Source organism: Streptomyces sp. NPDC056161, assembly GCF_042268025.1.
Taxonomy (GTDB): domain Bacteria; phylum Actinomycetota; class Actinomycetes; order Streptomycetales; family Streptomycetaceae; genus Streptomyces.
Map to the genome: position 1 here is coordinate 1 of NZ_JBHJUV010000023.1, position 24283 is coordinate 24283.

21 protein-coding genes are annotated in these 24283 nt (G+C 67.5%); 9 read left to right on the forward strand and 12 right to left on the reverse strand.

Going from position 1 to position 24283, the window contains the following annotated elements:
- Positions 1 to 73 precede the first annotated feature (73 nt).
- The 3 genes from ACFC09_RS21915 to ACFC09_RS21925 all read right to left on the reverse strand — a co-directional run bounded on the left by ACFC09_RS21915 (position 74) and on the right by ACFC09_RS21925 (position 3283).
- Positions 74 to 1387, reverse strand: a complete 1314-nt coding sequence (locus ACFC09_RS21915; protein WP_376530841.1) for an MFS transporter — start codon at positions 1385 to 1387, stop codon at positions 74 to 76.
- 86 nt (positions 1388 to 1473) lie between these two features.
- Positions 1474 to 2556, reverse strand: a complete 1083-nt coding sequence (locus ACFC09_RS21920; protein WP_376530843.1) for an inositol-3-phosphate synthase — start codon at positions 2554 to 2556, stop codon at positions 1474 to 1476.
- 43 nt (positions 2557 to 2599) lie between these two features.
- The gene (locus ACFC09_RS21925; protein ID WP_376530845.1) at positions 2600 to 3283 is read right to left on the reverse strand and encodes a helix-turn-helix transcriptional regulator; all 684 of its coding nucleotides are present in this window, start codon (positions 3281 to 3283) and stop codon (positions 2600 to 2602) included.
- Positions 3284 to 3646: 363 nt separating this feature from the next.
- Here ACFC09_RS21925 and ACFC09_RS21930 point away from each other — a divergent pair, with 363 nt between their 5' ends.
- Positions 3647 to 6382: a transglycosylase domain-containing protein gene (locus tag ACFC09_RS21930; protein ID WP_376530848.1), complete on the forward strand. Its 2736-nt coding sequence runs from the start codon at positions 3647 to 3649 to the stop codon at positions 6380 to 6382.
- Positions 6383 to 6510: 128 nt separating this feature from the next.
- Positions 6511 to 8019, forward strand: coding sequence for a glycosyltransferase family 87 protein (locus ACFC09_RS21935; protein ID WP_376530850.1), 1509 nt, complete (start codon positions 6511 to 6513; stop codon positions 8017 to 8019).
- Positions 8020 to 8212: 193 nt separating this feature from the next.
- On the opposite strand, the gene ACFC09_RS21940 is transcribed toward ACFC09_RS21935, so the two are convergent.
- The 3 genes from ACFC09_RS21940 to ACFC09_RS21950 form a co-directional block, all read right to left on the reverse strand.
- Positions 8213 to 9244, reverse strand: coding sequence for an alanine racemase (locus tag ACFC09_RS21940; RefSeq protein ID WP_376530853.1), 1032 nt, complete (start codon positions 9242 to 9244; stop codon positions 8213 to 8215).
- An 83-nt stretch (positions 9245 to 9327) separates the two neighbouring features.
- Positions 9328 to 10449: a peptidoglycan bridge formation glycyltransferase FemX gene (femX, locus tag ACFC09_RS21945; protein WP_376530857.1), complete on the reverse strand. Its 1122-nt coding sequence runs from the start codon at positions 10447 to 10449 to the stop codon at positions 9328 to 9330.
- 178 nt (positions 10450 to 10627) lie between these two features.
- Positions 10628 to 10939, reverse strand: a complete 312-nt coding sequence (locus ACFC09_RS21950; RefSeq protein WP_376530859.1) for a hypothetical protein — start codon at positions 10937 to 10939, stop codon at positions 10628 to 10630.
- Positions 10940 to 11201: 262 nt separating this feature from the next.
- Here ACFC09_RS21950 and rpsF point away from each other — a divergent pair, with 262 nt between their 5' ends.
- The 4 genes from rpsF (at position 11202) to rplI (ending at position 12925) form a co-directional block, all read left to right on the forward strand.
- Positions 11202 to 11492, forward strand: a complete 291-nt coding sequence (rpsF, locus tag ACFC09_RS21955; RefSeq protein ID WP_376530862.1) for a 30S ribosomal protein S6 — start codon at positions 11202 to 11204, stop codon at positions 11490 to 11492.
- 73 nt (positions 11493 to 11565) lie between these two features.
- Positions 11566 to 12153, forward strand: coding sequence for a single-stranded DNA-binding protein (locus ACFC09_RS21960; protein ID WP_376530864.1), 588 nt, complete (start codon positions 11566 to 11568; stop codon positions 12151 to 12153).
- Between the two features lie 70 nt (positions 12154 to 12223).
- A complete protein-coding gene (gene rpsR, locus ACFC09_RS21965; protein ID WP_003949403.1) occupies positions 12224 to 12460 on the forward strand; it encodes a 30S ribosomal protein S18 in 237 nt (78 codons plus the stop codon).
- Between the two features lie 18 nt (positions 12461 to 12478).
- A complete protein-coding gene (rplI, locus tag ACFC09_RS21970) occupies positions 12479 to 12925 on the forward strand; it encodes a 50S ribosomal protein L9 (RefSeq protein ID WP_376530866.1) in 447 nt (148 codons plus the stop codon).
- 145 nt (positions 12926 to 13070) lie between these two features.
- Here rplI and ACFC09_RS21975 read toward each other — a convergent pair whose 3' ends face one another.
- Positions 13071 to 14408 (reverse strand): MATE family efflux transporter, encoded by a 1338-nt coding sequence (locus ACFC09_RS21975; protein WP_376530869.1) that lies wholly within the window; start codon positions 14406 to 14408, stop codon positions 13071 to 13073.
- Between the two features lie 460 nt (positions 14409 to 14868).
- Between ACFC09_RS21975 and dnaB the strand changes: the two genes are divergently transcribed.
- On the forward strand, positions 14869 to 16347 hold the full coding sequence (dnaB, locus tag ACFC09_RS21980) for a replicative DNA helicase (RefSeq protein WP_376530872.1): 1479 nt from the start codon (positions 14869 to 14871) through the stop codon (positions 16345 to 16347).
- 400 nt (positions 16348 to 16747) lie between these two features.
- The gene (locus ACFC09_RS21985) at positions 16748 to 18133 is read left to right on the forward strand and encodes a serine hydrolase domain-containing protein (RefSeq protein WP_376530874.1); all 1386 of its coding nucleotides are present in this window, start codon (positions 16748 to 16750) and stop codon (positions 18131 to 18133) included.
- A 99-nt stretch (positions 18134 to 18232) separates the two neighbouring features.
- Here ACFC09_RS21985 and ACFC09_RS21990 read toward each other — a convergent pair whose 3' ends face one another.
- The 3 genes from ACFC09_RS21990 to ACFC09_RS22000 all read right to left on the reverse strand — a co-directional run bounded on the left by ACFC09_RS21990 (position 18233) and on the right by ACFC09_RS22000 (position 20489).
- Positions 18233 to 18685 (reverse strand): GNAT family N-acetyltransferase, encoded by a 453-nt coding sequence (locus tag ACFC09_RS21990; RefSeq protein ID WP_376530877.1) that lies wholly within the window; start codon positions 18683 to 18685, stop codon positions 18233 to 18235.
- A 9-nt stretch (positions 18686 to 18694) separates the two neighbouring features.
- On the reverse strand, positions 18695 to 19153 hold the full coding sequence (locus tag ACFC09_RS21995) for a MarR family winged helix-turn-helix transcriptional regulator (RefSeq protein WP_376530880.1): 459 nt from the start codon (positions 19151 to 19153) through the stop codon (positions 18695 to 18697).
- Between the two features lie 469 nt (positions 19154 to 19622).
- Positions 19623 to 20489 carry a GNAT family N-acetyltransferase gene (locus tag ACFC09_RS22000; RefSeq protein WP_376530883.1) on the reverse strand — a complete coding sequence of 289 codons (867 nt, stop codon included), beginning with the start codon at positions 20487 to 20489 and terminating at the stop codon, positions 19623 to 19625.
- 533 nt (positions 20490 to 21022) lie between these two features.
- Between ACFC09_RS22000 and ACFC09_RS22005 the strand changes: the two genes are divergently transcribed.
- Entirely contained in the window at positions 21023 to 22585 is a 1563-nt protein-coding gene (locus tag ACFC09_RS22005; RefSeq protein ID WP_376530886.1) for a globin domain-containing protein, read from the forward strand.
- Between the two features lie 22 nt (positions 22586 to 22607).
- Here the strand turns inward: ACFC09_RS22005 and ACFC09_RS22010 are convergent, their stop codons facing one another.
- Together ACFC09_RS22010 and ACFC09_RS22015 are read right to left on the reverse strand one after the other, a co-directional pair.
- Positions 22608 to 23090 (reverse strand): NUDIX domain-containing protein, encoded by a 483-nt coding sequence (locus ACFC09_RS22010; RefSeq protein WP_376530889.1) that lies wholly within the window; start codon positions 23088 to 23090, stop codon positions 22608 to 22610.
- 87 nt (positions 23091 to 23177) lie between these two features.
- The gene (locus ACFC09_RS22015; protein WP_376530891.1) at positions 23178 to 24083 is read right to left on the reverse strand and encodes a LysR family transcriptional regulator; all 906 of its coding nucleotides are present in this window, start codon (positions 24081 to 24083) and stop codon (positions 23178 to 23180) included.
- Positions 24084 to 24283: the final 200 nt, after the last annotated feature.

Here is a 24283-nt window from a genome sequence, read left to right on the forward strand (position 1 = left end):
ATGTTTCACGTGAAACATCGCGGCTCGCCGCATCACTTCGGACCGGGCGCCGCCGAGCTTCAGTTCCTGAGGCTCAAGCGAGCGAGTTCTCGTCCGGAGGGGCCTGGTGCCAACGGTGTGTCTCTTTCCGGCGCTCGAAGCGGACCATGGTCACCGCTACCGCCGCGTAGACCACGGCGACCATCAGCACGAGGGCCGTCGACCGGCCGTCCGGGGGAAGCATCAGGGCGGCCACTCCCGCAGCGCCCACGAAAGACACGTTGAACAACACGTCGTACACGGAGAAGATCCGGCCTCGGAAGTCGTCGTCCACGGACGACTGGACGATCGTGTCCGTGGCGATCTTCGCGCCCTGGGTGGTCAGCCCCAGGGCGAAGGCCGCCACCAGCGTCGGCACCGTGGCGAACGGCAGTCCGAGCGCGGCCTCAAGGACGGCGGCGGCTGCGGCGCACACCGCGATCCAGCGACCCGATCCGATCCGTCCGGCCACCCCGGGAGTCACCACCGCGGCCGCGAAGAAGCCCGCGCCGGACACCCCCAGTGCGAGCCCCAGCAGACGCAGGCCGTCGTCGGGGGTGGCCGCGAGGGAGTACCGGCAGAGCATCAGCACCAGGACGAGCAGTGCGCCGTAGCAGAAGCGCATCAGCGTCATCGCGGACAGTGCCCACACGGCCTCCCGGCGGCGGGGCTCGGCGAGATGGCGTACGGCGGCCAGCAGATCCCGCGCGGTGGATATGAGAGCGACCCCGAGGCGCGGTTGCAGCGATCCCCGGTCCGGGCCCAGCAACTCCCGCGTCATGGTGAGCGACACAAGGGCAGAGCACAGATAGAGGGCGGCGCCCAGCAGCACCACCGCGGCATCGGAATCGGACGCCATCAGCCGTACCGCGAAGGCAAGACCGCCTCCCACGGTGGCGGCGAGCGTCCCGGCGGTCGGAGAGAGCGAGTTGGCCAGCACCAGCCGCTCGGCGTCGACCACACGCGGCAGGGAGGCGGACAGGCCGGCGAGGACGAAGCGGTTGACCGCTGTGACGCACAGCGCGGAGGCGTAGAACAGCCAGTCCGGGACACGGGTGACCATCAGGGCCGCGGTGGCGGCCGCGAGGACGGCGCGCAGCAGATTGCCGTACACGAAGACCTGGCGCCGTGGCCAGCGGTCCAGCAGGACACCCGCGAACGGGCCGACCAGAGAATAAGGGAGCAGGAGCACCGCCATCGCGGAGGCGATCGCACCGGCCGAGGTCTGCTTCTCGGGGGAGAAGACGACGTACGTGGCGAGCCCGATCTGATAGACGCCGTCGGCGCCCTGGGAGAGAAGGCGTACGGAGAGCAGACGACGGAAGTTCCGCAGGCGCAGCAGGACGCGCAGATCACGGACGACGGGCATGGGGCACAGCCTCACACATGAGGAGGGTCCCCGGGTCATGGACCCGGGGACCCTCACAGCCCTGGCAGGAGCGATTTCGGCGTGGTCTAGCGCTCGACGTCTCCGCGGATGAACTTCTCCACGTTCTCGCGGGCCTCGTCGTCGAAGTACTGGACCGGCGGGGACTTCATGAAGTAGGAGGACGCCGACAGGATCGGGCCGCCGATCCCCCGATCCTTGGCGATCTTCGCGGCACGCAGGGCGTCGATGATGACACCTGCGGAGTTCGGGGAGTCCCAGACCTCCAGCTTGTATTCGAGGTTCAGCGGAACGTCACCGAAGGCGCGGCCCTCCAGACGAACGTAGGCCCACTTGCGGTCGTCGAGCCAGGCGACGTAATCGGAGGGGCCGATGTGTACGTTCTTCTCCCCCAGGTCCCGGTCGGGGATCTGCGAAGTGACGGCCTGCGTCTTGGAGATCTTCTTGGACTCCAGGCGGTCGCGCTCCAGCATGTTCTTGAAGTCCATGTTGCCGCCGACGTTCAGCTGCATCGTGCGGTCCAGGATGACACCCCGGTCCTCGAACAGCTTCGCCATGACCCGGTGCGTGATGGTGGCGCCGACCTGCGACTTGATGTCGTCGCCGACGATCGGGACGCCCGCCTTGGTGAACTTGTCCGCCCACTCCTTGGTGCCGGCGATGAAGACCGGGAGGGCGTTGACGAAGGCGACCTTGGCGTCGATGGCGCACTGGGCGTAGAACTTCGCCGCGCTCTCGGAGCCGACGGGCAGGTAGCAGACGAGCACGTCGACCTGCTTGTCCTTGAGGACCTGGACGACGTCGACCGGCTCGGCGTCGGACTCCTCGATGGTGGCGCGGTAGTACTTGCCGAGACCGTCGAGGGTGTGGCCGCGCTGGACGGTGACACCGGTGGTGGGCACGTCGCAGATCTTGATGGTGTTGTTCTCGGAGGCACCGATGGCGTCCGAGAGGTCGAGGCCGACCTTCTTGGCGTCGACATCGAAGGCGGCGACGAACTCGACGTCACGCACGTGATAGTCGCCGAACTGCACATGCATCAGCCCGGGGACCTTGGACGCCGGGTCGGCGTCCTTGTAGTACTCGACTCCCTGCACCAACGATGCGGCGCAGTTGCCCACGCCGACGATGGCTACGCGAACCGAACCCATTCCGGTTGCTCCCTGTGTGTACGAGTGAGGCCCTGAGCGGGCTTCACGTGGCGGTGTCGTCGGGCGTATCCGTCCCGGGTATGTCCCCGGGACGGGGCAGGCCGCCCGTCGCTCCAGTTGTGGTGTTGTGCTGAGCGGTTCCCCCGGAGGCGAAACCCTTCAGGTCCCGTCCGGCCCGCTCGCTCTCGATGAGCTCGTTCAGCCAGCGCACTTCGCGCTCCACGGACTCCATCCCGTGGCGCTGGAGCTCAAGCGTGTAGTCGTCGAGGCGCTCCCGGGTACGGGCCAGCGAGACGCGCATCTTCTCCAGACGCTCCTCCAGCCGGCTGCGGCGCCCCTCCAGTACGCGCATGCGTACGTCCCGTGACGTCTGCCCGAAGAAGGCGAAGCGAGCCGCGAAGTGCTCGTCCTCGTATGCGTCCGGACCCGTCTGCGAGAGCAGTTCCTCGAAGTGTTCTTTGCCTTCCACCGTCAGCCGGTAGACGATCTTGGCCCGCCGACCCGCGAGGGGGGCTGCCAGCGCGTCCTCGTGGGTGTTGCCCGGCTCCTCGATCAACCAGCCGTTGGCGACCAGCGTCTTCAGGCAGGGGTAGAGCGTTCCGTAGCTGAAGGCTCGGAACACGCCCAGTGATGTATTGAGACGTTTGCGCAGCTCATAGCCGTGCATAGGAGATTCGCGAAGCAGGCCGAGCACGGCGAACTCAAGGATGCCGGAGCGCCGGCTCATCATCCCTCCTCTCGTCCGCCTTACCCGCTTGTCTCGCTCTGATGTATCGACTCGATACATCACGACGATAGAACGGTGCTCCTCGTGCGACAAGAGGGAGAACGGTGAACGGAATCACATCACTGATTCGTAGGAAGCAACTTGCCTGATTTGGGGTGAACTTCGGCGCTAGGTGGGTTTTGGCGGTGCGTAGTCTGTGCGGCATGCACGCCGCCGGGAACCAAGTGACGACTGGGGGCGTCCTCGTCCTCGGTGCAGTACGGGTGAATGCAGGAACAACCGCATCCGTACTTCGGGGGGACCGGAAACCAGCCGCCGTTTCCAGGCGCGCAAGGGTGCGCCTGCCCGAGGAGTAATCGTTCGATGAGCGAGCACCGTCGCAAACCGCCGCAGCCGCAGGGAGGCGGACGTGCCGCGGCCCGACGCGGCCAGTCCGGCTCGTCCCCCGGCCGCCGCGCGGCACCGCGAGGCGCCACCGGATCACCTGCCGACTCTCCTGGACCGGATTCCGGTTCGTATACGTCGAGCTCCCACGGGTCGACGTCCTACGGTTCAGGAGGCGAGGAGCGGCCGTACAGCGGCCGTGCCGAGGCTCGCCGCGCGGCACAGAGAAGTAGCGGCGGGCGCCGCAGAGCCGATCCGGCCGGCCGACGCGGCCCCGGAGGTTCGACCGGGCCCGGACGCGGCCGGGGCCGTACGGCCCCGCCCGGCAAGAAACGGATCATCGACTACCCCCGCGTGGGCAAGTACGGCTGGCGCCGCTGGGTGCCGTCCTGGAAGCTCGTGACGGGCATGTTCATCGGTTTCTTCGGGAGCCTGGTGGCCGTAGCGGGCATCGGGTACGCCATGGTGAGCGTGCCCAACGTCGCGAAGACGGCGGAGGCGCAGAACAACGTCTTTTACTGGTCCGACGGCTCGGTGATGGTCGCCACCGGTGGTGAGATCAACCGCCAGATCATCAACTTCGCCGACATCCCCAAGGCGATGCGGTACGCCGTCATCTCCCAGGAGAACAAGACCTTCGAGACCGACAAGGGCATCGACCCGGCGGGTATCGCGCGCGCATTCCTGAACATGGCCCGGGGTGGTCAGACGCAGGGTGGTTCGACCATCACCCAGCAGTACGTCAAGAACGCCATGCTGGACGACCAGTCGCAGACCGTCTCCCGCAAGTTCAAGGAGATCTTCGTCGCGATCAAGGTGGGCGCCCAGGTCCCCAAGGACAAGATCATGGCGGGCTACCTGAACTCGGCGTACTTCGGCCGGGGTGCTTACGGGCTCCAGGCGGCCTCACGCGCGTACTTCAACAAGGACGCCGCGGATCTGAACCCGGGCGAGTGTGCCTTCCTGTCGGCGATGCTGAAGGGCGCCACCTACTACGACCCGGCGGGTTCGACCTCGCTCGACGCGTCCGCCACCCCCGAGGCCAACCAGAAACGCGCCCTGACGCAGATGCAGGACACCCTCGACAAGATGGTCCAGTACGGCCATCTGAGCGCCGCGGAGCGGGCCAAGTACACCACTCTCCCGAAGTGGCAGAACCCGAGGTCGAACAGCCGGCTCAGCGGCCAGATCGGCTATCTGGTCGACCTGGCCAAGTCCTACCTGGCCAACAACAGCGAAGAGACCGGCATCACCTCCGACGATCTGCAGAGGGGCGGCTTCCAGATTCACACCACCTTCGACAAGAAGAAGGTCAACGAGCTGGAGGCCGCGGTCACGAAGGTCCAGAAGGCGAACATCAAGCCCGATGAGCGCCCGAAGACCGACACGCATGTCCAGTTCGGCGGCGCCTCGGTGGACCCGAAGTCAGGAGCCATCAAGGCCATCTACGGCGGTGAGGACGCGACCAAGCACTTCACCAACAACGCGGACTCGACCGGTGCCCAGGTGGGTTCGACATTCAAGCCGTTCGTGCTGGCCGCTGCGATGGACTGGGGAGTACGGAACCCCGACGGCCAGGGGACACAAGCACGGGACGAGCGCACGATCGTCTCTCCCAAGAGCCTGTACAGCGGCAAGAACAAACTGAAGATCAAGAACTACGACGGGTCGGTCTGGACGGACAAGGACGACAAGGAGTGGCTGCAGACGAACGACGGCAACGACTCCGTCGGCGATGCGCCGGACTACAAGATCGACCTTCGTGAGGCAATGAAGGACTCGGTCAACTCCGCCTACGTCCAGCTCGGCATGGACGTGGGCCTCGACAAGGTCAAGCAGGCGGCATTGGACGCGGGCATACTGGAGAGCAGCCTCGCCAGCTCGGACTACCCGTCGTTCTCCATCGGTACCTCCGACCCGAGCGCGATCCGCATGGCCAGCTCCTACGCCACCTTCGCCGCGAGCGGCAGCCAGAACTCGCCGTACTCGGTCACGAAGGTCGAAAGCAAGGACGGGCTGGTCTACCAGCACAAGGCGGACGCCAAACAGGCATTCACCGCGAAGGTGGCGGACAACGTCACCGACGTGCTGAAGACAGTGGTCGACAAGGGCACCGGTACCGCCGCCCAGCTGCCGGGCCGTGATGTGGCCGGTAAGACCGGTACGACCGACGGCAACAAGTCGGCCTGGTTCGTCGGCTACACCCCCCAGCTGTCCACCGCGATCAGCATGTTCCGCCTCGACGACGACGCGAACAACAAGAAGCGGACGTTCGAGGAGATGTACGGAACGGGCGGCCAGAAGAAGATCCACGGTGCCTCGTTCCCGGCCGAGATCTGGCACGACTACATGGCCGAAGCGCTGCAGGGCACGCAGCCCGAGAAGTTTCCGACCCCCGAACCCATCGGTGAGGTGGTCAACGCGGAGCCGCCCCCGTCGCTGACTCCGTCGCCCACCCATAGTGAGGAGTCGAGCCCGACGCCGAGCCTGACGCCGAGCGCGACCGAGTCCTCCCCGAGCCCCAGTACCACCGAGACCTGCGGCTTCTGGAACAACTGCGGCACGGGTGGTGGCGCCGATGCCGGCGGGACCGGCAACGGAGGCCCGGGCGGTAGTTCGCCTCCGAGTCCGTCGAGCACGGAGACAACCGGCAATGGCAACACCCGAGGCAACGGAAACGGAAGTGGCGGCTTTATCGCTGGTCAGAACGGATAGTCATCAAGCGTGACCGGTAGGTGGTCCATCTGCCTGCCGAGGTGTTTCACGTGAAACATGGGCCGCCGCACCTGTGAGGTGCGGCGGCCCTCCGCATGTTCGCAGGCACGTACGGCAGGATGTGCACCATGCCCAGTGCAGAAATGACGCCCGCAAGCGTGCACGAGCCGGAGCCGGTGCGGCCGACCCGGGAGGACAAGGTCGCCGCGGCCGGCAGTGAGCTGATCGGTGGCCCCATCGGTCGGCGTGCCCTGCTCGGCACGTCCTGGTGGACGCCCGTCCGGGTGATCGCGCTGGTGGCGATCGGCATGTTCGCCCTTGGCCTGGTCCAGAAGGCACCCTGCTACACGAGTGGCTGGTTCTTCGGTGCCAGCTCGCAGTACACGCATGCGTGCTACTCGGACATCCCGCACCTCTATCAGGGACGCGGCTTCGCCGACGGGCTCGTGCCCTACTTCGACAAGCTCCCGGGCGACATGAACTACCTCGAATACCCGGTTCTCACCGGCGTGTTCATGGAGGTGGCCGCCTGGCTCACGCCTGGCAGCGGCAGCATCCAGCACCAGGAACAGTGGTACTGGTTCGTCAACGCCGGAATGCTGATGGTGTGCGTCGCCGTCATCGTCGTCTGCGTGAGCCGTACGCACGCCAGGCGCCCCTGGGACGGCCTGCTGGTCGCCCTTGCACCCGCCCTCGCCCTGACCGCAACCATCAACTGGGACCTGCTGGCGGTGGCTTTGACGGCCGCGGCGATGCTGATGTGGTCGCGGGGTCGTTCCCTCGCCTTCGGGGTCCTCCTGGGGCTTGCCACGGCCGCCAAGTTGTATCCCGTGCTGCTGCTGGGACCCCTCCTCGTCCTGTGCTGGCGCGCGGGCAAATGGAAGGACTTCGGCAAGGCCCTGGGCGGTACAGCGGTCTCCTGGCTCGTGGTGAACCTGCCGGTGATGCTCTTCGCCTTCGAGGGCTGGTCGAAGTTCTACACGTTCAGCCAGGAGCGGGGTGTGGATTTCGGTTCCTTCTGGCTGATCTGGTCGCAGAACTCGACAAACCCGCCCAGCACCGACACGGTCAACACACTCGCCATGCTGCTGATGCTGCTGTGCTGCGGCGGCATCGCGACCCTGGCCTTCGTCGCCCCGCGCCGGCCGCGTTTCGCACAGCTCGCCTTCCTGATCGTGGCCGCGTTCATCCTCACCAACAAGGTCTACTCGCCGCAGTACGTCCTGTGGCTGGTGCCGCTCGCCGTCCTGGCCCGACCGAAGTGGCGGGACTTCCTGATCTGGCAGGCATGCGAGGTGGCGTACTTCCTGGGGATCTGGATGTATCTCGCCTACACGACCAGCGGAGACGCCCACAAGGGCCTGCCCACCCAGGGGTACCACTGGGCGATCGCGGTGCACCTGCTGGGCACGCTGTTCCTCTGCGCCATGATCGTCCGGGACATCCTGATGCCGGAGCGGGACGTCGTGCGCCGGTCCGGGGACGACGATCCCTCCGGCGGCGTGCTCGACGGAGCGGAGGACGTCTTTGTCCTCGGCATCGCCGCCCATCCGCCACGCCATGCCGCCCACTTCGACGCGCCTCAGGTGGAGTGGGGTGTCGACGGGCATCCGTCCTCCAGCGACCGTTCGCTCTGAGCGAACAGACTCTGTTCACGGGCACTCCGCCGCCCGTGAACCGGCCTACCGTGCCATGGAGCTGAGGTAACCGTGCCACGGGGCGTCACCGGGCCGTGGCACGGACCGGCCCAGGGCCCGGGGCGCATCAGGGCCAAGAAAAGGGCCGTACACGCAGTCCGTGTACGGCCCTTCGGCTGTTTCAGGCGGTCGTTCAGCGGTCCATCAGCCGGTCGAACTGAGTGGTGGTGTGCCGCAGATGGGCCACCAGTTCCTCCCCGACCCGCGGTTCGGGCGCGTCCGAGGGCACGAACAGGATCGACACCTGCATGTGCGGCGGCTCGGCGAACCAGCGCTGCTTGCCGCCCCAGACGAATGGAGAAAGGTTCCGGTTGACGGTGGCGAGGCCCGCCCGCGCCACGCCCTTGGCCCGCGGCATGACGCCGTGCAGCGCCTTCGGGGCCTCCAGTCCCACCCCGTGCGACGTACCACCCGCCACGACCACCAGATAGCCGTCGGAGGCGGACTTCTGCTGCCGGTAGCCGAAGCGGTCCCCCTTGGCGACACGGGTGACGTCCAGGACCGCGCCGCGGTACTCGGTGGCCTCGTGGTCCCCGAGCCACAGCCGGGTACCGATACGAGCGCGGAACCGGGTCTGCGGGAACTGCTGCTGGAGCCGGGCGAGTTCCTCGGCCTTCAGATGGCTGACGAACATCGTGTGCAGCGGCAGCCGGGCCGCCCGCAGCCGGTCCATCCAGCCGATGACCTCCTCGACGGCGTCCGAGCCGTCGGTGCGGTCCAGCGGCAGGTGGATGGCGAAGCCCTCAAGCCGGACGTTCTCTATGGCGGTGTGCAGCTGCGGCAGCTCCCGTTCACTGATCCCGTGCCGCCTCATCGAGGACATCACCTCGATGACCACACGGGCGCCCACCAGGCCGTACACGCCGTCCACGGACGACACCGAGCGGATCACCCGGTCGGGCAGCGGTACCGGTTCCTCGCCGCGCCGGTAGGGCGTCAACACCAGCAGGTCACCGCCGAACCAGTCCCTGATCCGTGCGGCCTCGTACGTCGTGCCGACGGCGAGGACGTCGGAGCCCAGCCGCGTGGCCTCCTCCGCCAGACGCTCGTGCCCGAAGCCGTAGCCGTTGCCCTTGCAGACAGGTACGAGCGCGGGGAACTGCTCCTGCACGTGCTTGTGGTGCGCCCGCCAGCGCGCGGTGTCGACGTAGAGCGTGAGCGCCATGGCCGGACCTGGAACCTTTCTCGTGGCTGCGGTGTATCAGAGGTATGAGAGCTATCGACGGTATCGCAGCACCCAACGTGCGCTCAGCGGCGCGACATGTAGATGTCCAGAGCCTTGTGGAGCAGCTTGTTCAGCGGGAAGTCCCACTCGCCGAGGTATTCGGCGGCCTGTCCACCCGTGCCCACCTTGAACTGGATCAGTCCGAAGAGGTGGTCGGTCTCGTCCAGCGAGTCGGAGATCCCGCGCAGGTCATAGACGGTTGCGCCGAGCGCGTAGGCGTCGCGCAGCATCCGCCACTGCATCGCGTTCGAGGGCCGGACCTCGCGACCGATGTTGTCGGAGGCGCCGTAGGAGTACCAGACGTGACCGCCGACGACCAGCATCGTCGCCGCCGAGAGGTTCACGCCGTTGTGCCGGGCGAAGTAGAGCCGCATGCGGTTGGGGTCCTCGGTGTTGAGGGCCGTCCACATGCGCTGGAAGTACGAGAGCGGGCGGGGCCGGAAGTGGTCGCGAACAGCGGTGATCTCGTACAGCCGCTGCCACTCCTCAAGGTCGTGGTAGCCGCCCTGGACGACCTCGACGCCGGCCTTCTCGGCCTTTTTGATGTTGCGCCGCCACAACTGGTTGAAGTTCTTGTGGACGTCTTCGAGAGAGCGGTTCGCGAGCGGTACTTGGAAGACATAGCGGGGCTGGACATCGCCGAAGCCGGCGCCGCCGTCCTCGCCCTGCTGCCAGCCCATACGACGCAGTTTGTCGGCCACCTCGAAGGCACGCGGCTCGATGAAGTCGGCCTCGATGTCCCGCAGGCGCTTCACATCCGGGTTCTGGATGCCCTGCTTGATGGAGTTGGCCTCCCAGCGCCGGATGATCACCGGCGGGCCCATCTTCACGGAGAAGGCGCCCTGTTGCTTGAGATGGGCGAGCATCGGCTGGATCCAGTCGTCCAGATTGGGTGCGAACCAGTTGATGACCGGGCCTTCGGGCAGATAGGCGAGGTAGCGCTTGATCTTGGGCAACTGGCGGTAGAGGACCAGGCCCGCGCCGACCAACTCGCCCGAGCGGTCGTCGAACCAGCCGAGGCTCTCGGAGCGCCACTCCGCCTTGACGTCTGCCCAGGCCGGGACCTGCATGTGGCTCGCCGCCTGCAGCCCCTGGATGTAGGCCAGATGCTGCTCGCGGCTGATGGTCCTCAGGGTCAGGCTCATTCGGGGCGCTCCTCGGGCTGGTGTGTCCCCCTGGGTACAGGGGCTCCGGCTCTCGCGCCGAAGCCTACTGCGCCTTTCCGGCGCCCCGACTGGCCGTACGGAACCTTCGCCCCGGCCTGTGCACGGCCGGGGCGTTCCGAGATGCTTTACATGGAGTTCGGCAGATGGCGTCCGCGGCTCAGAGAAGGCCGCCGAACAGGCCGCCGTGCGCCATTCCGATCAGCAGGCCGACGCCCGCGGCACCGAGACCCAGTACCAGACCGAAGCGCTGACGCGTGGTCTCCGAGACCCACTGCCCCCAGGCGCCGGTGAGGATGCCCACCAGACCGGTCCAGGAGCTGAGCAGGTGCAGGCTGTGGAAGAACGACGAGATGAAGGCCGTCAGCCCGAGCACCAGTGTCACGGCGAGCAGGGCGTCCTGGAGCGGATGGGGCTTGTCGTCCGTGGCGAAGAGGGATCCGGCGGTGTTGGGTCGCAATACCTGTGCCATAGGGCACCTCCTGCGGAAGGCGGCGCATCGTAGCGCCATACACACCCGATGTGTACAGATTGACGGCCCCCACGACCGGATTTCAACCGGAAGCCGGTGTCCGGGTACTGTGTACGGTCTGCACCGGTGTCTGCCTGGACCGCTGCGGGTGTCCCGGCGGGACCCCCGATCGTCAGTGGCGGCGGATACCGTTGCGTACGCATCACAACCCTCCTGCCACGGAACGACCGTGGCCGCTGAGTCCAGAGGAGGTGGGTTCCACATGCGTCACTACGAGGTGATGGTCATCCTCGACCCCGATCTTGAGGAGCGCGCTGTCTCCCCGCTGATCGAGAACTTCCTGTCCGTCATCCGTGACGGCGGAGGCAAGGTCGAGAAGATCGACACCTGGGGCCGTCGTCGTCTCGCGTACGAGATCAAGAAGAAGCCCGAGGGCATCTACTCGGTCATCGACCTGCAGGCCGAGCCTGCGGTCGTCAAGGAGCTCGACCGCCAGATGAACCTGAACGAGTCGGTCCTGCGGACCAAGGTCCTCCGCCCCGAGATGCACTGAGCTTCCGCTCAGTCTGAACTCGGGATCCGAGTAGCAAGCAAGCAGCCAGAGCAAACCCGCCGAGAGGTTCCCCATGGCAGGCGAGACCGTCATCACGGTCGTCGGCAATCTTGTCGACGACCCCGAGCTGCGCTTCACCCCGTCCGGTGCGGCGGTCGCGAAGTTCCGCGTCGCGTCCACTCCGCGCACCTTCGACCGTCAGACGAATGAGTGGAAGGACGGCGAGAGCCTGTTCCTGACCTGCTCGGTCTGGCGTCAGGCAGCGGAGAACGTCGCCGAGTCGCTCCAGCGAGGCATGCGCGTCATCGTGCAGGGCCGGCTGAAGCAGCGGTCCTACGAGGACCGTGAGGGCGTCAAGCGCACGGTCTACGAGCTGGACGTCGAAGAGGTCGGCGCCAGCCTCCGCAATGCCACGGCCAAGGTCACCAAGACCAGTGGTGGCGGCCGCGGTGGCCAGGGTGGTTACGGCGGCGGTGGCGGCGGCCAGCAGGGTGGCGGCGGCTGGGGCGGCGGCCCCGGTGGTGGCCAGCAGGGCGGCGGCGCTCCTGCCGACGACCCCTGGGCGACCGGCGCTCCCGCCGGTGGTGGCCAGCAGGGTGGCGGCGGCTGGGGCGGTGGCTCCGGCGGCGGTGGCGGCTACTCGGACGAGCCCCCCTTCTAGGTCCTCGGATCCAGATCCGGGACCAGGGGTGGGCCGTACCCACACTTCTTGATCACACAGGAGAAACACCATGGCGAAGCCGCCTGTGCGCAAGCCGAAGAAGAAGGTCTGCGCATTCTGCAAGGACAAGGTCACGTACGTTGACTACAAGGACACGAACATGCTGCGGAAGTTCATTTCCGACCGCGGCAAGATCCGTGCCCGTCGCGTGACCGGCAACTGCACGCAGCACCAGCGTGACGTCGCCACGGCCGTCAAGAACAGCCGTGAGATGGCGCTGCTGCCCTACACCTCCACTGCGCGCTAAGGGAAGGGTGACCGACTCATGAAGATCATCCTCACCCATGAGGTCTCCGGCCTCGGTGCCGCAGGCGACGTCGTCGACGTCAAGGACGGTTACGCTCGCAACTACCTGATCCCGCGGAAGTTCGCGATCCGCTGGACCAAGGGCGGCGAGAAGGACGTCGAGCAGATCCGTCGTGCTCGCAAGATCCACGAGATCCAGACCATCGAGCAGGCCAATCAGGTCAAGGCCCAGCTTGAGGGCGTGAAGGTCCGTCTGGCCGTCCGCTCCGGCGACGCCGGCCGTCTCTTCGGTTCCGTCACTCCGGCCGACATCGCCTCCGCGATCAAGGCTTCCGGTGGCCCCGAGGTCGACAAGCGTCGTATCGAGCTGTCCGCTCCGATCAAGACCCTGGGAGCCCACGAGACGTCCGTGCGTCTGCACCCCGAGGTTGCCGCCAAGGTCAACGTCGAGGTCATCGCGGCCTGATCGCTGCTCTCGGATCAGCTGTAGAAGGGGCCGTACCCGTCTTGGGTATGGCCCCTTCTACGTGGTCGCCGCATGGCTGTGTGGCGTTGGTGGTGAGCGCGTTTCACGTGAAACGTGGCAGCACGCGGTGTTTCACGTGAAACGCTCAGCGTGTGGCGCCCGTGACGATCCAGCGGCCGGAGCGAGAACGCAGCCAGAGCGTCAGCATCCGCATGGTCATCATCAGCGTCATGGCCGCCCAGACTGCGGTGAGCCCGCCGCCGAACACGGGCACAAGCAGGGCCACCGGGGCGAAGACCGCGAGAGTGAGCACCATGGCTCCTGCCAGATACGGCCCGTCCCCCGCGCCCATCAGGACGCCGTCGAGTACGAAGACCACTCCGCAGATCGGCTGGGACAGCGCCACGATGAGCAAGGCGGGCAACGCGGTATCCCTGACGATGGGGTCGCCGGTGAACAGGGGCAGAAACACCGGACGAGCCGCGACTACCAGCAGCCCCAGCGCTACTCCGACCGCTGTGCCCCACTGCACCATGCGACGACATGCCTCCCGAGCACCCTGTGGATCGTCGGCTCCCAGATAGCGGCCGATGATGGCCTGCCCAGCGATCGCTATGGCGTCGAGGGCGAAAGCCAGCAAGCTCCAGAGCGACAGTACGATCTGGTGGGCGGCGATGTCGGCGTCTCCGAGCCGCGTCGCTACGGCTGTGGCGATCATGAGAATCGCCCGTAGCGAGAGCGTACGGACGAGCAAGGGAACACCGGCCTGTGCGGAGGCTCTGATACCGGTGGCGTCGGGCCGTAGCGATGCACCGTGCTCACGGGCGCCTCGGACAACCACGATGAGATAGACCGCTGCCATTGCGCACTGAGTGATGACCGTGCCCCAGGCGGAGCCGGCGATGCCGAGTCCGGCGCCGTAGACGAGCCCGACATTGAGGGCCGCGTTGGCGACGAAGCCCGCCACTGCGACGTAGAGCGGGGTCCGGGTGTCCTGGAGCCCGCGGAGAACACCGGTGGCGGCCAGCACGACCAGCATGGCAGGGATGCCCAGCGAGGAGATCCGAAGATAGGTCGTCGCGTACGGCGCCGCGGTGGACGAGGCGCCGAAGAGGTCCACGATGGCGGGGGCCAGTGGCAGGACGACGACGATGACGGCGATTCCGAGCAGCAATGCCAGCCAGATGCCGTCCATGCCCTGGCGGATGGCGGCCTTGAGATTGCCTGCGCCCACCCGTCGGGCGACCGCCGCCGTGGTGGCATAGGCGAGGAAGACGAAGATGCTGACGGCGGTCGTCAGGAGGGCCGAGGCGACACCGAGGCTGGCCAACTGTGTCGTGCCCAGATGTCCGACGATCGCGCTGTCCGCCATGACGAACAGAGGCTCGGCGACCAGTGCGCCGAAGGCCGGTACGGCCAGAGCGACGATCTCTCGGTCGTGCCGTCGGAGGGTGGCCCTGGGTATCGCGGGAGCCTGTGGCATGGGCGCTAATCTAATCGTCCACAGGTAAGAGATGCAATGCTGTTGTGTCCCTTACTTCGATGGCCACGGAGCGTGCTCTCGCGCGCTGTTCGACACGAACTTGGTCCGACCGGGGAAGTTTTTCTTCTGCACAGCCAGTGGACGGGAAACGTGCAGGTCAGATGGGCTTCCATGGAAGAGGCGGGGGCTTGTTCACAGGGCTGTCCACCGTGTCGTGCACAGGTTTTGCCAGGTTCTCCACAGCATCGGGGCCGTCGTCCACATGGCCTGTGGATAACCAGATTGGCTGACGGTGCCGAGGGGCCTAACGTGGTCCGGCGCCCGCCCGCGGTACTGGCCTCGGAACCCTCACAAAACCGACGTGTCACAACCGGAATTGGGCGTCTTCATTTGTCAGTGCCGTGCCGTACAAAAGAGGGGCACGGCGAGGTCCGCTCGGCGGACGGGAGGAGGTGGCTCGGTGAGTATTTCCGAGCCCTTGGACGACCCGTGGGCCGACAGTGGGCCCAGTGATCGTCTGCCTGCTTCCCGTCGCCGCGGGGATGCCGGTCCGAGCCGGGACGAGCAGCACGAACGCGGCCGGGAGAGCAGCGGATGGGATGGCAGTGGCACGTCCTTCGAGCGGGTACCGCCACAGGACCTCGACGCCGAGCAGTCCGTTCTCGGCGGCATGCTGCTGTCGAAGGACGCCATCGCCGACGTCGTGGAGGTCCTCAAGGGCCACGACTTCTACAAGCCCGCTCACGAGACCATTTACCAGGCGATCCTCGACGTCTATGCGAAGGGCGAGCCGGCCGACCCCATCACCATCGCCGCGGAACTCACCAAACGCGGCGAGATCAACAAGGTCGGCGGCTCGTCCTATCTGCACACTCTCGTCCAGACCGTGCCGACGGCGGCGAACGCCGAGTACTACGCGGAGATCGTCCATGAGCGGGCGGTCCTGCGTCGCCTGGTCGAGGCCGGTACCCGCATCACCCAGATGGGATACGCGGCCGACGGCGACATCGACGAGATCGTCAACCAGGCCCAGGCCGAGATCTACGCGGTCACCGAGCAGCGGACCAGCGAGGACTATCTGCCACTTGCCGAGATCATGGAGGGTGCTCTCGACGAGATCGAGGCGATCGGTTCGCGCAGCGGGGAGATGACGGGAGTGCCCACCGGGTTCACCGACTTCGACTCCCTGACGAACGGTCTGCACCCGGGGCAGATGATCGTCATCGCCGCGCGTCCCGCCATGGGCAAGTCGACGCTGGCGCTGGACTTCGCCCGAGCCGCCTCGATCAAGAACAACTTGCCCAGTGTGATCTTCTCGCTCGAAATGGGCCGCAACGAGATCGCGATGCGTCTGCTGTCCGCCGAAGCGCGTGTCGCGCTGCACCACATGCGGTCCGGGACGATGACCGACGAGGACTGGACCCGACTGGCCCGCCGTATGCCGGATGTCACGGCCGCCCCGCTCTACATCGACGACTCCCCGAACCTGTCGATGATGGAGATTCGTGCCAAGTGCCGTCGGCTGAAGCAGCGCAACGACCTCAAGCTGGTCGTCATCGACTACCTCCAGCTGATGCAGTCCGGTGGGTCCAAGCGTGCCGAGAGCCGCCAGCAGGAGGTTTCGGACATGTCCCGCAACCTCAAGCTCCTCGCCAAGGAGCTTGAGCTTCCCGTCATCGCGCTCTCCCAGCTCAACCGCGGCCCCGAGCAGCGCACCGACAAGAAACCGATGGTCTCGGACCTGCGTGAGTCGGGCTCCATCGAGCAGGACGCCGATATGGTCATCCTGTTGCACCGTGAGGACGCGTACGAGAAGGAGTCACCCCGCGCGGGCGAGGCGGACCTGATCGTCGCCAAGCACCGAAACGGCCCCACAGCGACGATCACGGTCGCCTTCCAGGGCCACTACTCGCGGTTCGTGGACATGGCGCAGACCTGATCGTGAGATGTGCGGGGTCTCAGAGCCGGCTGTTCGTGGATGGATGGCATGTGTGCAGGCCATCGTGACCATCGTGAGACTCCCGGCTCGGAGCACCGTGCGTGGGCCGTCGCGCAGGGTGAGGCCGTATGCGGCCCCCAGACGTACGAGTTGGTTGTCCTCGCTGAGCAACGCCGCCAGGGCGTCGTCGACGGCGGGTGTACGGACCCGGGAGCCTGCCTACGCCGACGCGACCTCGCCCCGCACATCGGCAATCCGGTGCCCCGGACGGTGACAGGAGCGCCCGGGTGATCTCCGGGAGGCTGGTTCATCGAGTGCGGGACCCGAGCGACGAGTCGGCCGCCGGTGAAACGAAAGAAATGAAGTCGACGTGGTTGCCTCTGGAGGATGGACTGGGGGCATGACGACATCTCCAGAAGAACTGCTCCCCGCCACGCGACGGGCGTTGCTGCACAGGATCGCCGTGGCGCAGGCCGAGGGACGGGCGCCGTCGCTGGTGGCCGCGGTCGTACGGGACGGGCGGACCGTGTGGCACGGGTCCCGGACCTCGGTGGACGGGCATGGTCCGGACGAGGACGTGCAGTACCGGATCGGGTCGATCACGAAGACGTTCACGGCCGTTCTCGTGTTGCGGCTACGGGACGAGGGCGTGCTGGATCTCGGCGATCCGCTGGAGAAGCATCTGCCGGGCACCGGCGCGGGGGAGGCCACCATCGCCGAACTACTCGCGCATACGGGCGGGTTGGCTGCCGAGTCACCGTCTCCCTGGTGGGAACGGACCCCAGGAGCGCTGCGCCCCGAACTGAGCGATGTGCTGGGTGAAAAGCCGCTGGTACATCCGGTCGGTCGTCTGCACCACTACTCGAACCCCGGCTACACGTTGCTGGGTGCGCTGGTGGAGGAGGTGCGTGGCGCGCCGTGGGAGGAAGTGCTCCGCTGGGAAGTGCTCGAACCACTCGGTCTCGACCGCACCAGTGGCCGTCCCCGGGCCCCGCACGCGGGCGGATGGGCCGTCCACCCCTGGGCCGACGCGCTGCTGCCCGAGCCGGTCGAGGACCTCGGCAGGATGGCCCCGGCCGGTCAGCTGTGGTCCACCACCGGCGACCTGGCTCGGTTCGCTGTTTTTCTGGCTCGGGGGGACGAACGGGTCCTGAGTGCGGACAGCGTGCGCGAGATGCGGACACCCGCGGCGCCTGCCGAGGCGGCCGATGTGGCGGACGGGATCACCTACGGGCTCGGCATGCAGATCCAGTACCGTCACGGCCGACTGCTGGTGGGTCACTCCGGTTCGCTTCCCGGCTTCCTGGCCAATCTCACGATCAGCGTCGCGGACGATATGGCCGCCGTGGTGCTGGCGAACTGCACCTCCGGTCCGTTGCTCGGCGCGGTCGGCGCCGACCTCGTCCGGATCGTGGCCGAGGCCGAGCCGAGGATCCCCGAGCCGTGGCGGCCGCTGCGCGAGATCGATCCGTCCGTGCTGGAGTTGGCAGGGCAGTGGTACTGGGGCACCCATGCCTTCGGCCTGCGGGTGACGGCCGACGGGCTCGTCTCTCTGGGGCCGCTCGCCGGCAATGGCCGCGGTTCGCGCTTCCGGGTCAATGGCGACGGCACCTGGACCGGGCTGGAGGGCTACTACCACGGAGAGCTGCTGCGGGCCGTACGGCGTCCGGACGGGTCGGTGAGCCATCTCGACCTGGGGTCGTTCGTGTTCACGCGGCAGCCGTACGAGGAGGGCGCTCCCGTGCCCGGTGGAGTGGACCTCGGGGGATGGCGAGGGATCCGCTAGCCGGCCACAGGGCGCCGCTGCCGGTAAGGCGGGCGTTGCGGGCCGTGTGGCAGCGGAGGTGGCCTGTTTCACGTGAAACAGGCCACACGGGCACGGGGCTCAGAGCTGAAGCTTGAAGCCCGTGTGCGAGGCGGCGAACCCGAGCCGCTTGTAGAAGCGGTGTGCATCCGTGCGGCTGTTGTCGGAGGTCAGCTGGACCAACTGGCAGTTCTGGCGCCGGGATTCCTCGATCGCCCATTCGATGAGCTGTGTGCCCAGGCCGTTGCCGCGCTGGTCGGCGTGGATGTGCACGCCCTCGACGAGCGCCCTGGTGGCACCACGTCGCGAGAGTCCGGGAATGAAGGTCAGCTGGAGCGTGCCGACGGTGCGGCCGTCGAGTACGGCGACGACCAACAACTGGTTCGGGTCGGCGGCGAGCCGGTCCATGGCGGCCAGATACGGGGTGAGATCGTCCGGAGACTCCCGCTGGGCGCCCAGCCGGTCGTCGGCGAGCATGGCGACGATGGCGGGGACATCGTCGGCGACGGCGGCGCGTATTTCAAGATCTCCCATGCTCGCAGCCTACGCGGGCACGTTCAGTGACTCGACGACCTGTACGAGCGGGGCCAACTCGGGGTTGGCGGCCGCCTCGTCGAGTGCCTCACGCAGGGCTGCGTCGTTGGTGGGCCGCGCTTCCTTGAGAAGGGTGAGTCCCACCTCGGTGACGTTCGTGTAGATGCCGCGGCGATCGGTCGGGCACAGATAGCGCTCCAGCAGCCCGCGGTCCTCAAGCCGGGTGACCAGTCGGGTGGTGGCGCTCTGGCTGAGGACGACCGCGTCGGCGACCTGCTTCATCTGGAGATGGCCGCCTTCGCCGTCATGCTGTCGGCTGAGCACGTCGAGCAGGGAGTACTCGCGCACGCTCAGGCCGTGGCCGGTCTGCAGGGCGCGCTCGATGCGAGCCTCGATCCTTCCGTGCAGCAGGGAGAGGGCGCACCAGCCCTGGGCGAGTGCAGTGAGTGAGGGGTCGCTCGCTGTCATGGGCGTTTCCTCCGTCCCGGAACCGGCAGATACCAGGGTAGAGCACATCCGCAATAGACTGCGATTGCGTATAGCCCGCGTATGCAATTAATTCAGGGCTTCTTCTTGCCGGGGCGGTCGCCGCTGCGGAACTGGCCGCCCTGGGCGAGAAGGCCGGGCCTTTGGGATGACGCTCAGCCTGGGCTCAACGTCGCCGATGACGTCGGCGTCCCGCTGGGCATGACCAGCGGGCGCCAGGTCGGCCGACGGTGGCCTGCGTCACCGTCGCGGCCCTCGGCCTCGTCGGCCCAGCAGTCGTCGGCCGCCTGGTCCCCAGATACGGCCCGCCGTCTGGCGCCACGGGCCGCTGTATCTGGCGCCGCCGGGCTGCGCGGCGGGCTGCTCTCCTGGGGGCGGGGCGCTGACGGCGCCCGCCTGGTCACGGCGCCGGCCCGGACCGCCGGCCTGCCCCGGTCCCCGAGACCGTCTCTCAGCCTGCCGCTACCGTCAGCGGGGCGAACCTGCGGGTCCAGTCGCCCGGCAACTCCGTGCTGCCGTACACCATCACGGCATTGGAGGACACGGACGCCAGCCCGCGCTCCCTGGCCCACGCCAGCAACCCCTCATGCCGTACGTCGATGTCGGTGCGCAGCGGACGGTCGGTGCGGGCGGCGAGTGTGGTGATCAGGGCCTGTGCGGTCTCCGTGTCACGGGCGATCAGCGGTCCGACGACCTGAGTGTCCAGATTGGGCCAGGCCGCCGCGTACCCGATGATCCGGCCGTTGTCCTCAGCCACGCACAACTGGTCGGCGAAAGCCGGCAGTCGGGTGATGAGGGAGGTGCGATCGGCGCCGAACACCTCCTCGTCCAGTCGGACGATCGAGCTGAGGTCCTCGGCAGTGGCCGCGCGGGTCGCCACCGAAGACTCCGGACCCTGAGGGCGGAAGTGCCCGCGCACCATCTCCGCGCGGCCGGTGACCTTGAAACCCAACTCCTCGTACAGCGGGCGCCCGTACGGCGTCGCGTACAGCGTCAGGGGCGTGGTCTCCATCGTCGACACGACGTGACGCATCAGGCGGCGCCCCACGCCTCGGCGGGCATGCCGCTCGGCGACCAGGACCATCCCGATGGCAGCCAGGTCGGGGCGATCCTGCGGTCCGTACCGCGTGACGACGCAAGCGGCGATGAGACCACCGTCGGGGTCATCGATGCCGTAACCCCTCCCTGCCGTAAGGAGGAAGCCCCACTTGTGTTCCTCGCGAGGCCACCCCCGATTCTCTGACAAGTCGGCGCAGGCGCTGAGATCACGAGGCGTCAGGCGACGGATGGGCAAAGAGGCGAGGGAAGGAGTCGGCACGCAGGTCAGGCTGTCCGAATGGCACCCCCGGCGTCCACCTGTTTCGAGCAGACGCATGTGCTTTTGGCCACGCCGTGGCCAGCTGGACAGCAAGTGGACAGGTGGAGGTGTTTCACGTGAAACCTGAAGAGGTGTCTGACCACTACAGGTTTGCCTTGCCAGGGTGGGCGGGATCTGCGGGATATCTATGAATTGGTCGGGCACGCCCGGTAATTGAGGGAATCCATGGTTCGCCCGTTGTTCGATTCGTGAGGGAGGAAGGGGGGACTTGTGTGGGCGGCGGCTGCCGGTATGGTCGACTCCGGTTCATGTCCGGGGTGAAGTTCAGCCATCCCGTTCGAGCCGAAGGGTAAAGGAGCCTCACGGGACGGAGAGATCGAACACCCGCATTTCCGGGTATGCGGCGCGGACCACCGCCCGGAGTGGGAAGCTGCGGTGGCTTCACCGGCCGCCGGGCCGACGCGGGAAGGGCACATCGTCCGCAGGGACAGCAGGCACCTCCCGTTCGAGGAAGTGCGCAGACCGACCGAAAGATGTTCGAGGCGAGGCACACCATGGACGCTCCGACCACCACGTCGGCGGACAACGGCACCTCTGGCGGGGGCGGCTGGTTCACGCCACGCAAGATGCCGCCGATCGAGCCGTCGGACGGCGAGCAGGAGGCGCCGGACGGCCGCCGCCCCGCGGTCCTGCGACCGGTGGGCCGGCGCGCGGCAGAGAGCCGCGAGCGCACTTCGGCGACCGGATCCGCTGCTCCCGCCCCCGATCCCACGCGTGGATCCGCCGCGCCTGTCCCCCATGCCGCGACCGGTCCCGCCGCTCCTGCCCCCGGAACCGCGACCGGCACCGCCGGAGTCCCGGAGTCCGGGGAACGAATACCGGGGCCCGCATCCGGACCCCCCGAGGCTCTGCCTGCTCCGTCCGAGCCTCCGCAGCACGAACCGCGGGTGCCCTCGCAGCGCTCCGCACCCGCGACCCCCGACGCATCCCCGGACGCCATCCTCATCCGGCGCACCATGGCCGAGGTCGCCCCCATCGCCGACAAGGTCACCTCGTACTTCTACGCGCTTCTCTTCGTCCGCCATCCCGATCTTCGTCCGCTGTTCCCGGCCGCGATGGACGCCCAGCGGGACCGACTGCTCAAGGCACTGCTGACCGCGGCCGAGCACATCGACAACGCCCCGGTCCTCGTCGACTACCTGCAGAACCTCGGCCGGGGCCACCGCAAGTACGGCACCCGGCCAGAGCATTACCCGGCCGTCGGCGAGTGCCTCATCGGTGCGCTGAGCAAGTACGCCTCCACCGTGTGGGACGAGGAGACGGAGGGGGCGTGGGTGCGGGCGTACACGAAGATCTCGCAGGTGATGATCGATGCGGCGGCCCTGGACGAACTGCGCGCCCCGGCCTGGTGGCAGGCGGAGGTCGTGAGCCATGACCTCCGGACACCCGATGTAGCGGTCATCACCGTCCGCCCGGACCAGCCTTATCCGTTCCTCGCCGGCCAGTACACGAGCGTGGAGACCCCGTGGTGGCCGCGGGTCTGGCGGCACTACTCCTTCGCCTCCGCGCCCCGTTCGGACGGGCTGCTGATGTTCCATGTGAAGGCCGTCCCCGCGGGCTGGGTCTCGAACGCGCTCGTGCACCGCGCCGGCCCCGGCGACATCATCCGGCTCGGCCCGCCCGCCGGCTCGATGACCGTCGACCACACCACCGACAGCGGTCTGCTCTGCCTCGGCGGCGGCACCGGCATAGCGCCCATCAAGGCCCTCGTCGAGGATGTCGCCGAACACGGCGAGCGCCGCTCGGTCGAGGTGTTCTACGGCGCCCGCACCGATCACGATCTGTACGACATCGACACGATGCTCCGGCTCCAGCAGGCCCATCCTTGGCTCTCGGTCCGGGCGATCATCGACCGGCAGGCGCATCTTCAGCTCCCCGAGGCCATCCGGGAATACGGTCCCTGGGACGAGTACGACGCCTACCTCTCGGGACCGCCCGGAATGATCCGCAGCGGGGTCACCATGCTGCGGAACGCCGGGATCCCCTCGGAGCGCATACGGCACGACTCGGTCGAGGAACTCGTCACCGTCGGGTGAACTGTCAGCCGAGAACCAACTGTCAGCCGAGGTCAGGGGCGTGCATGGCGCGCACGCCCTCGATGTTCCCGTCCAGGAAGTGCCGCAGCGACAGCGGTACGAGATGGACGGAGGCGATGCCGACACGGGTGAACGGCACCCGCACGATCTCGTACTCGCCCATGGGCTCCTCCACTTCGGGACCGTGACGCAGGGCCGGGTCCATGGACTCCAGTCGGCAGACGAAGAAATGCTGCACTTTCACACCGGTCGCGCCGCCATCCGCACCGATGTGCTCCACGGTGTCCACGAAGCAGGGCACCACGTCGGTGATCTTGGCGCCGAGTTCCTCGTGCACCTCACGGTGCAGGGCGTCGACGACAGTCATGTCCTTCGGCTCGACCCCGCCACCGGGGGTGACCCAGTAGGGATCGACTCCGGGCTTGGTGCGCTTGATCAGGATCAAGTCGTCGTCGTCCAGGAGAACGGCACGGGCGGTGCGCTTGACCACGGGTCGGACGGTCATGGAGGGAATGTGGCCCGGCTGGTTCCACGTGAAACATCGCAAAGTGCCACGACCCGACCGCACGGCGTGACCCGGCCCAGGGGCAGCTCAGTCCCAGTCCGCGGCCGCTCGCTGGAGCCACTCGTGCGCCCGCGCGATGTGCGGCATGGCGAGGGTGCCGGTGCGCACCACCAGGAAGTACGTCCGCAGCGGAGGTACCGCGGGCTCGTGCAGCGCGACCACCTCGCCGCGATCGAGGGCAGGAGCGCACAGATAACGAGGCAGGACGGCCAGACCCGCCCCCGCCGTCGCACATGCGAGGACCGCCCGGAGGTCGGGGGCGATCACGGTGCCCGAGGCGGCCGGGCGGCAGTCGAAGACCGAGGCCCAGTAACGGGAGACGAACGGCAGCGACTCGTGGACCTCGACGACGGGCAGGTTCTCCAGAGCGGGCGCCCCCTTGCCGCGCGACTGCGCCGAGTCGATCTCCCCCGCCCAGCGCGGGGCGGCGACCAGCACATGCTCCTCGTCGCAGAGCGGGGTCGCCGTGAGCAGGGCACCCCGCGGCCGGGCCGTGCCGATGGCCAGGTCGTGGTGTCCGGCGGCCAGCCCCTCCAGGATCTCCTCGGCGTTCCCGAAGGAGGCCCGGAGCGCAAAGCCCTGGCCCTCGTCGCCGGTGAGTTCCGTGAGCGCGGGAAGGGCCCGTTCGGCGGTGAACTCGGGCGGACCGGCGAGATGCAGGGTCCGCAGCGAGGACTCGTCGTCCAGGCCGGTCTCGGTTATCTCCACCAGTGCGTCGAGATGCGGGGCGGCCTTGTGCGCGAGTTCGTCGCCGATGGTCGTCGGAGTCACCCCGCGGGCCTGCCGCAGGAACAGCGGCCGGCCCAACTGTCGCTCCAGGGTGCGGATCTGGGAGGTGACCGCTGGCTGCGACAGGCCCAGCAGCGCGGCGGCGCGGGTGAAGGAACCGGCCCGGTGCACGGTCACAAAGGTGCGCAGCAAGGCCAGATCCATGGCACGCCCTTCCTTTCCCCTGCCCCTTTCCTCGCCCCCAGGCAGAGCCCAACTATAAATAAGTCGATAGGTCTCTGTCGCTACTGTGATTGGACACTGACACAGAGTCAACTAGCCTTGTTCGCGCGGTTCTTCGCGTGGAACCGGGGCGGTCCGAACCACGAGGGGGGAGGCTCGGACCGCCCGTCGCGCCCGACAGG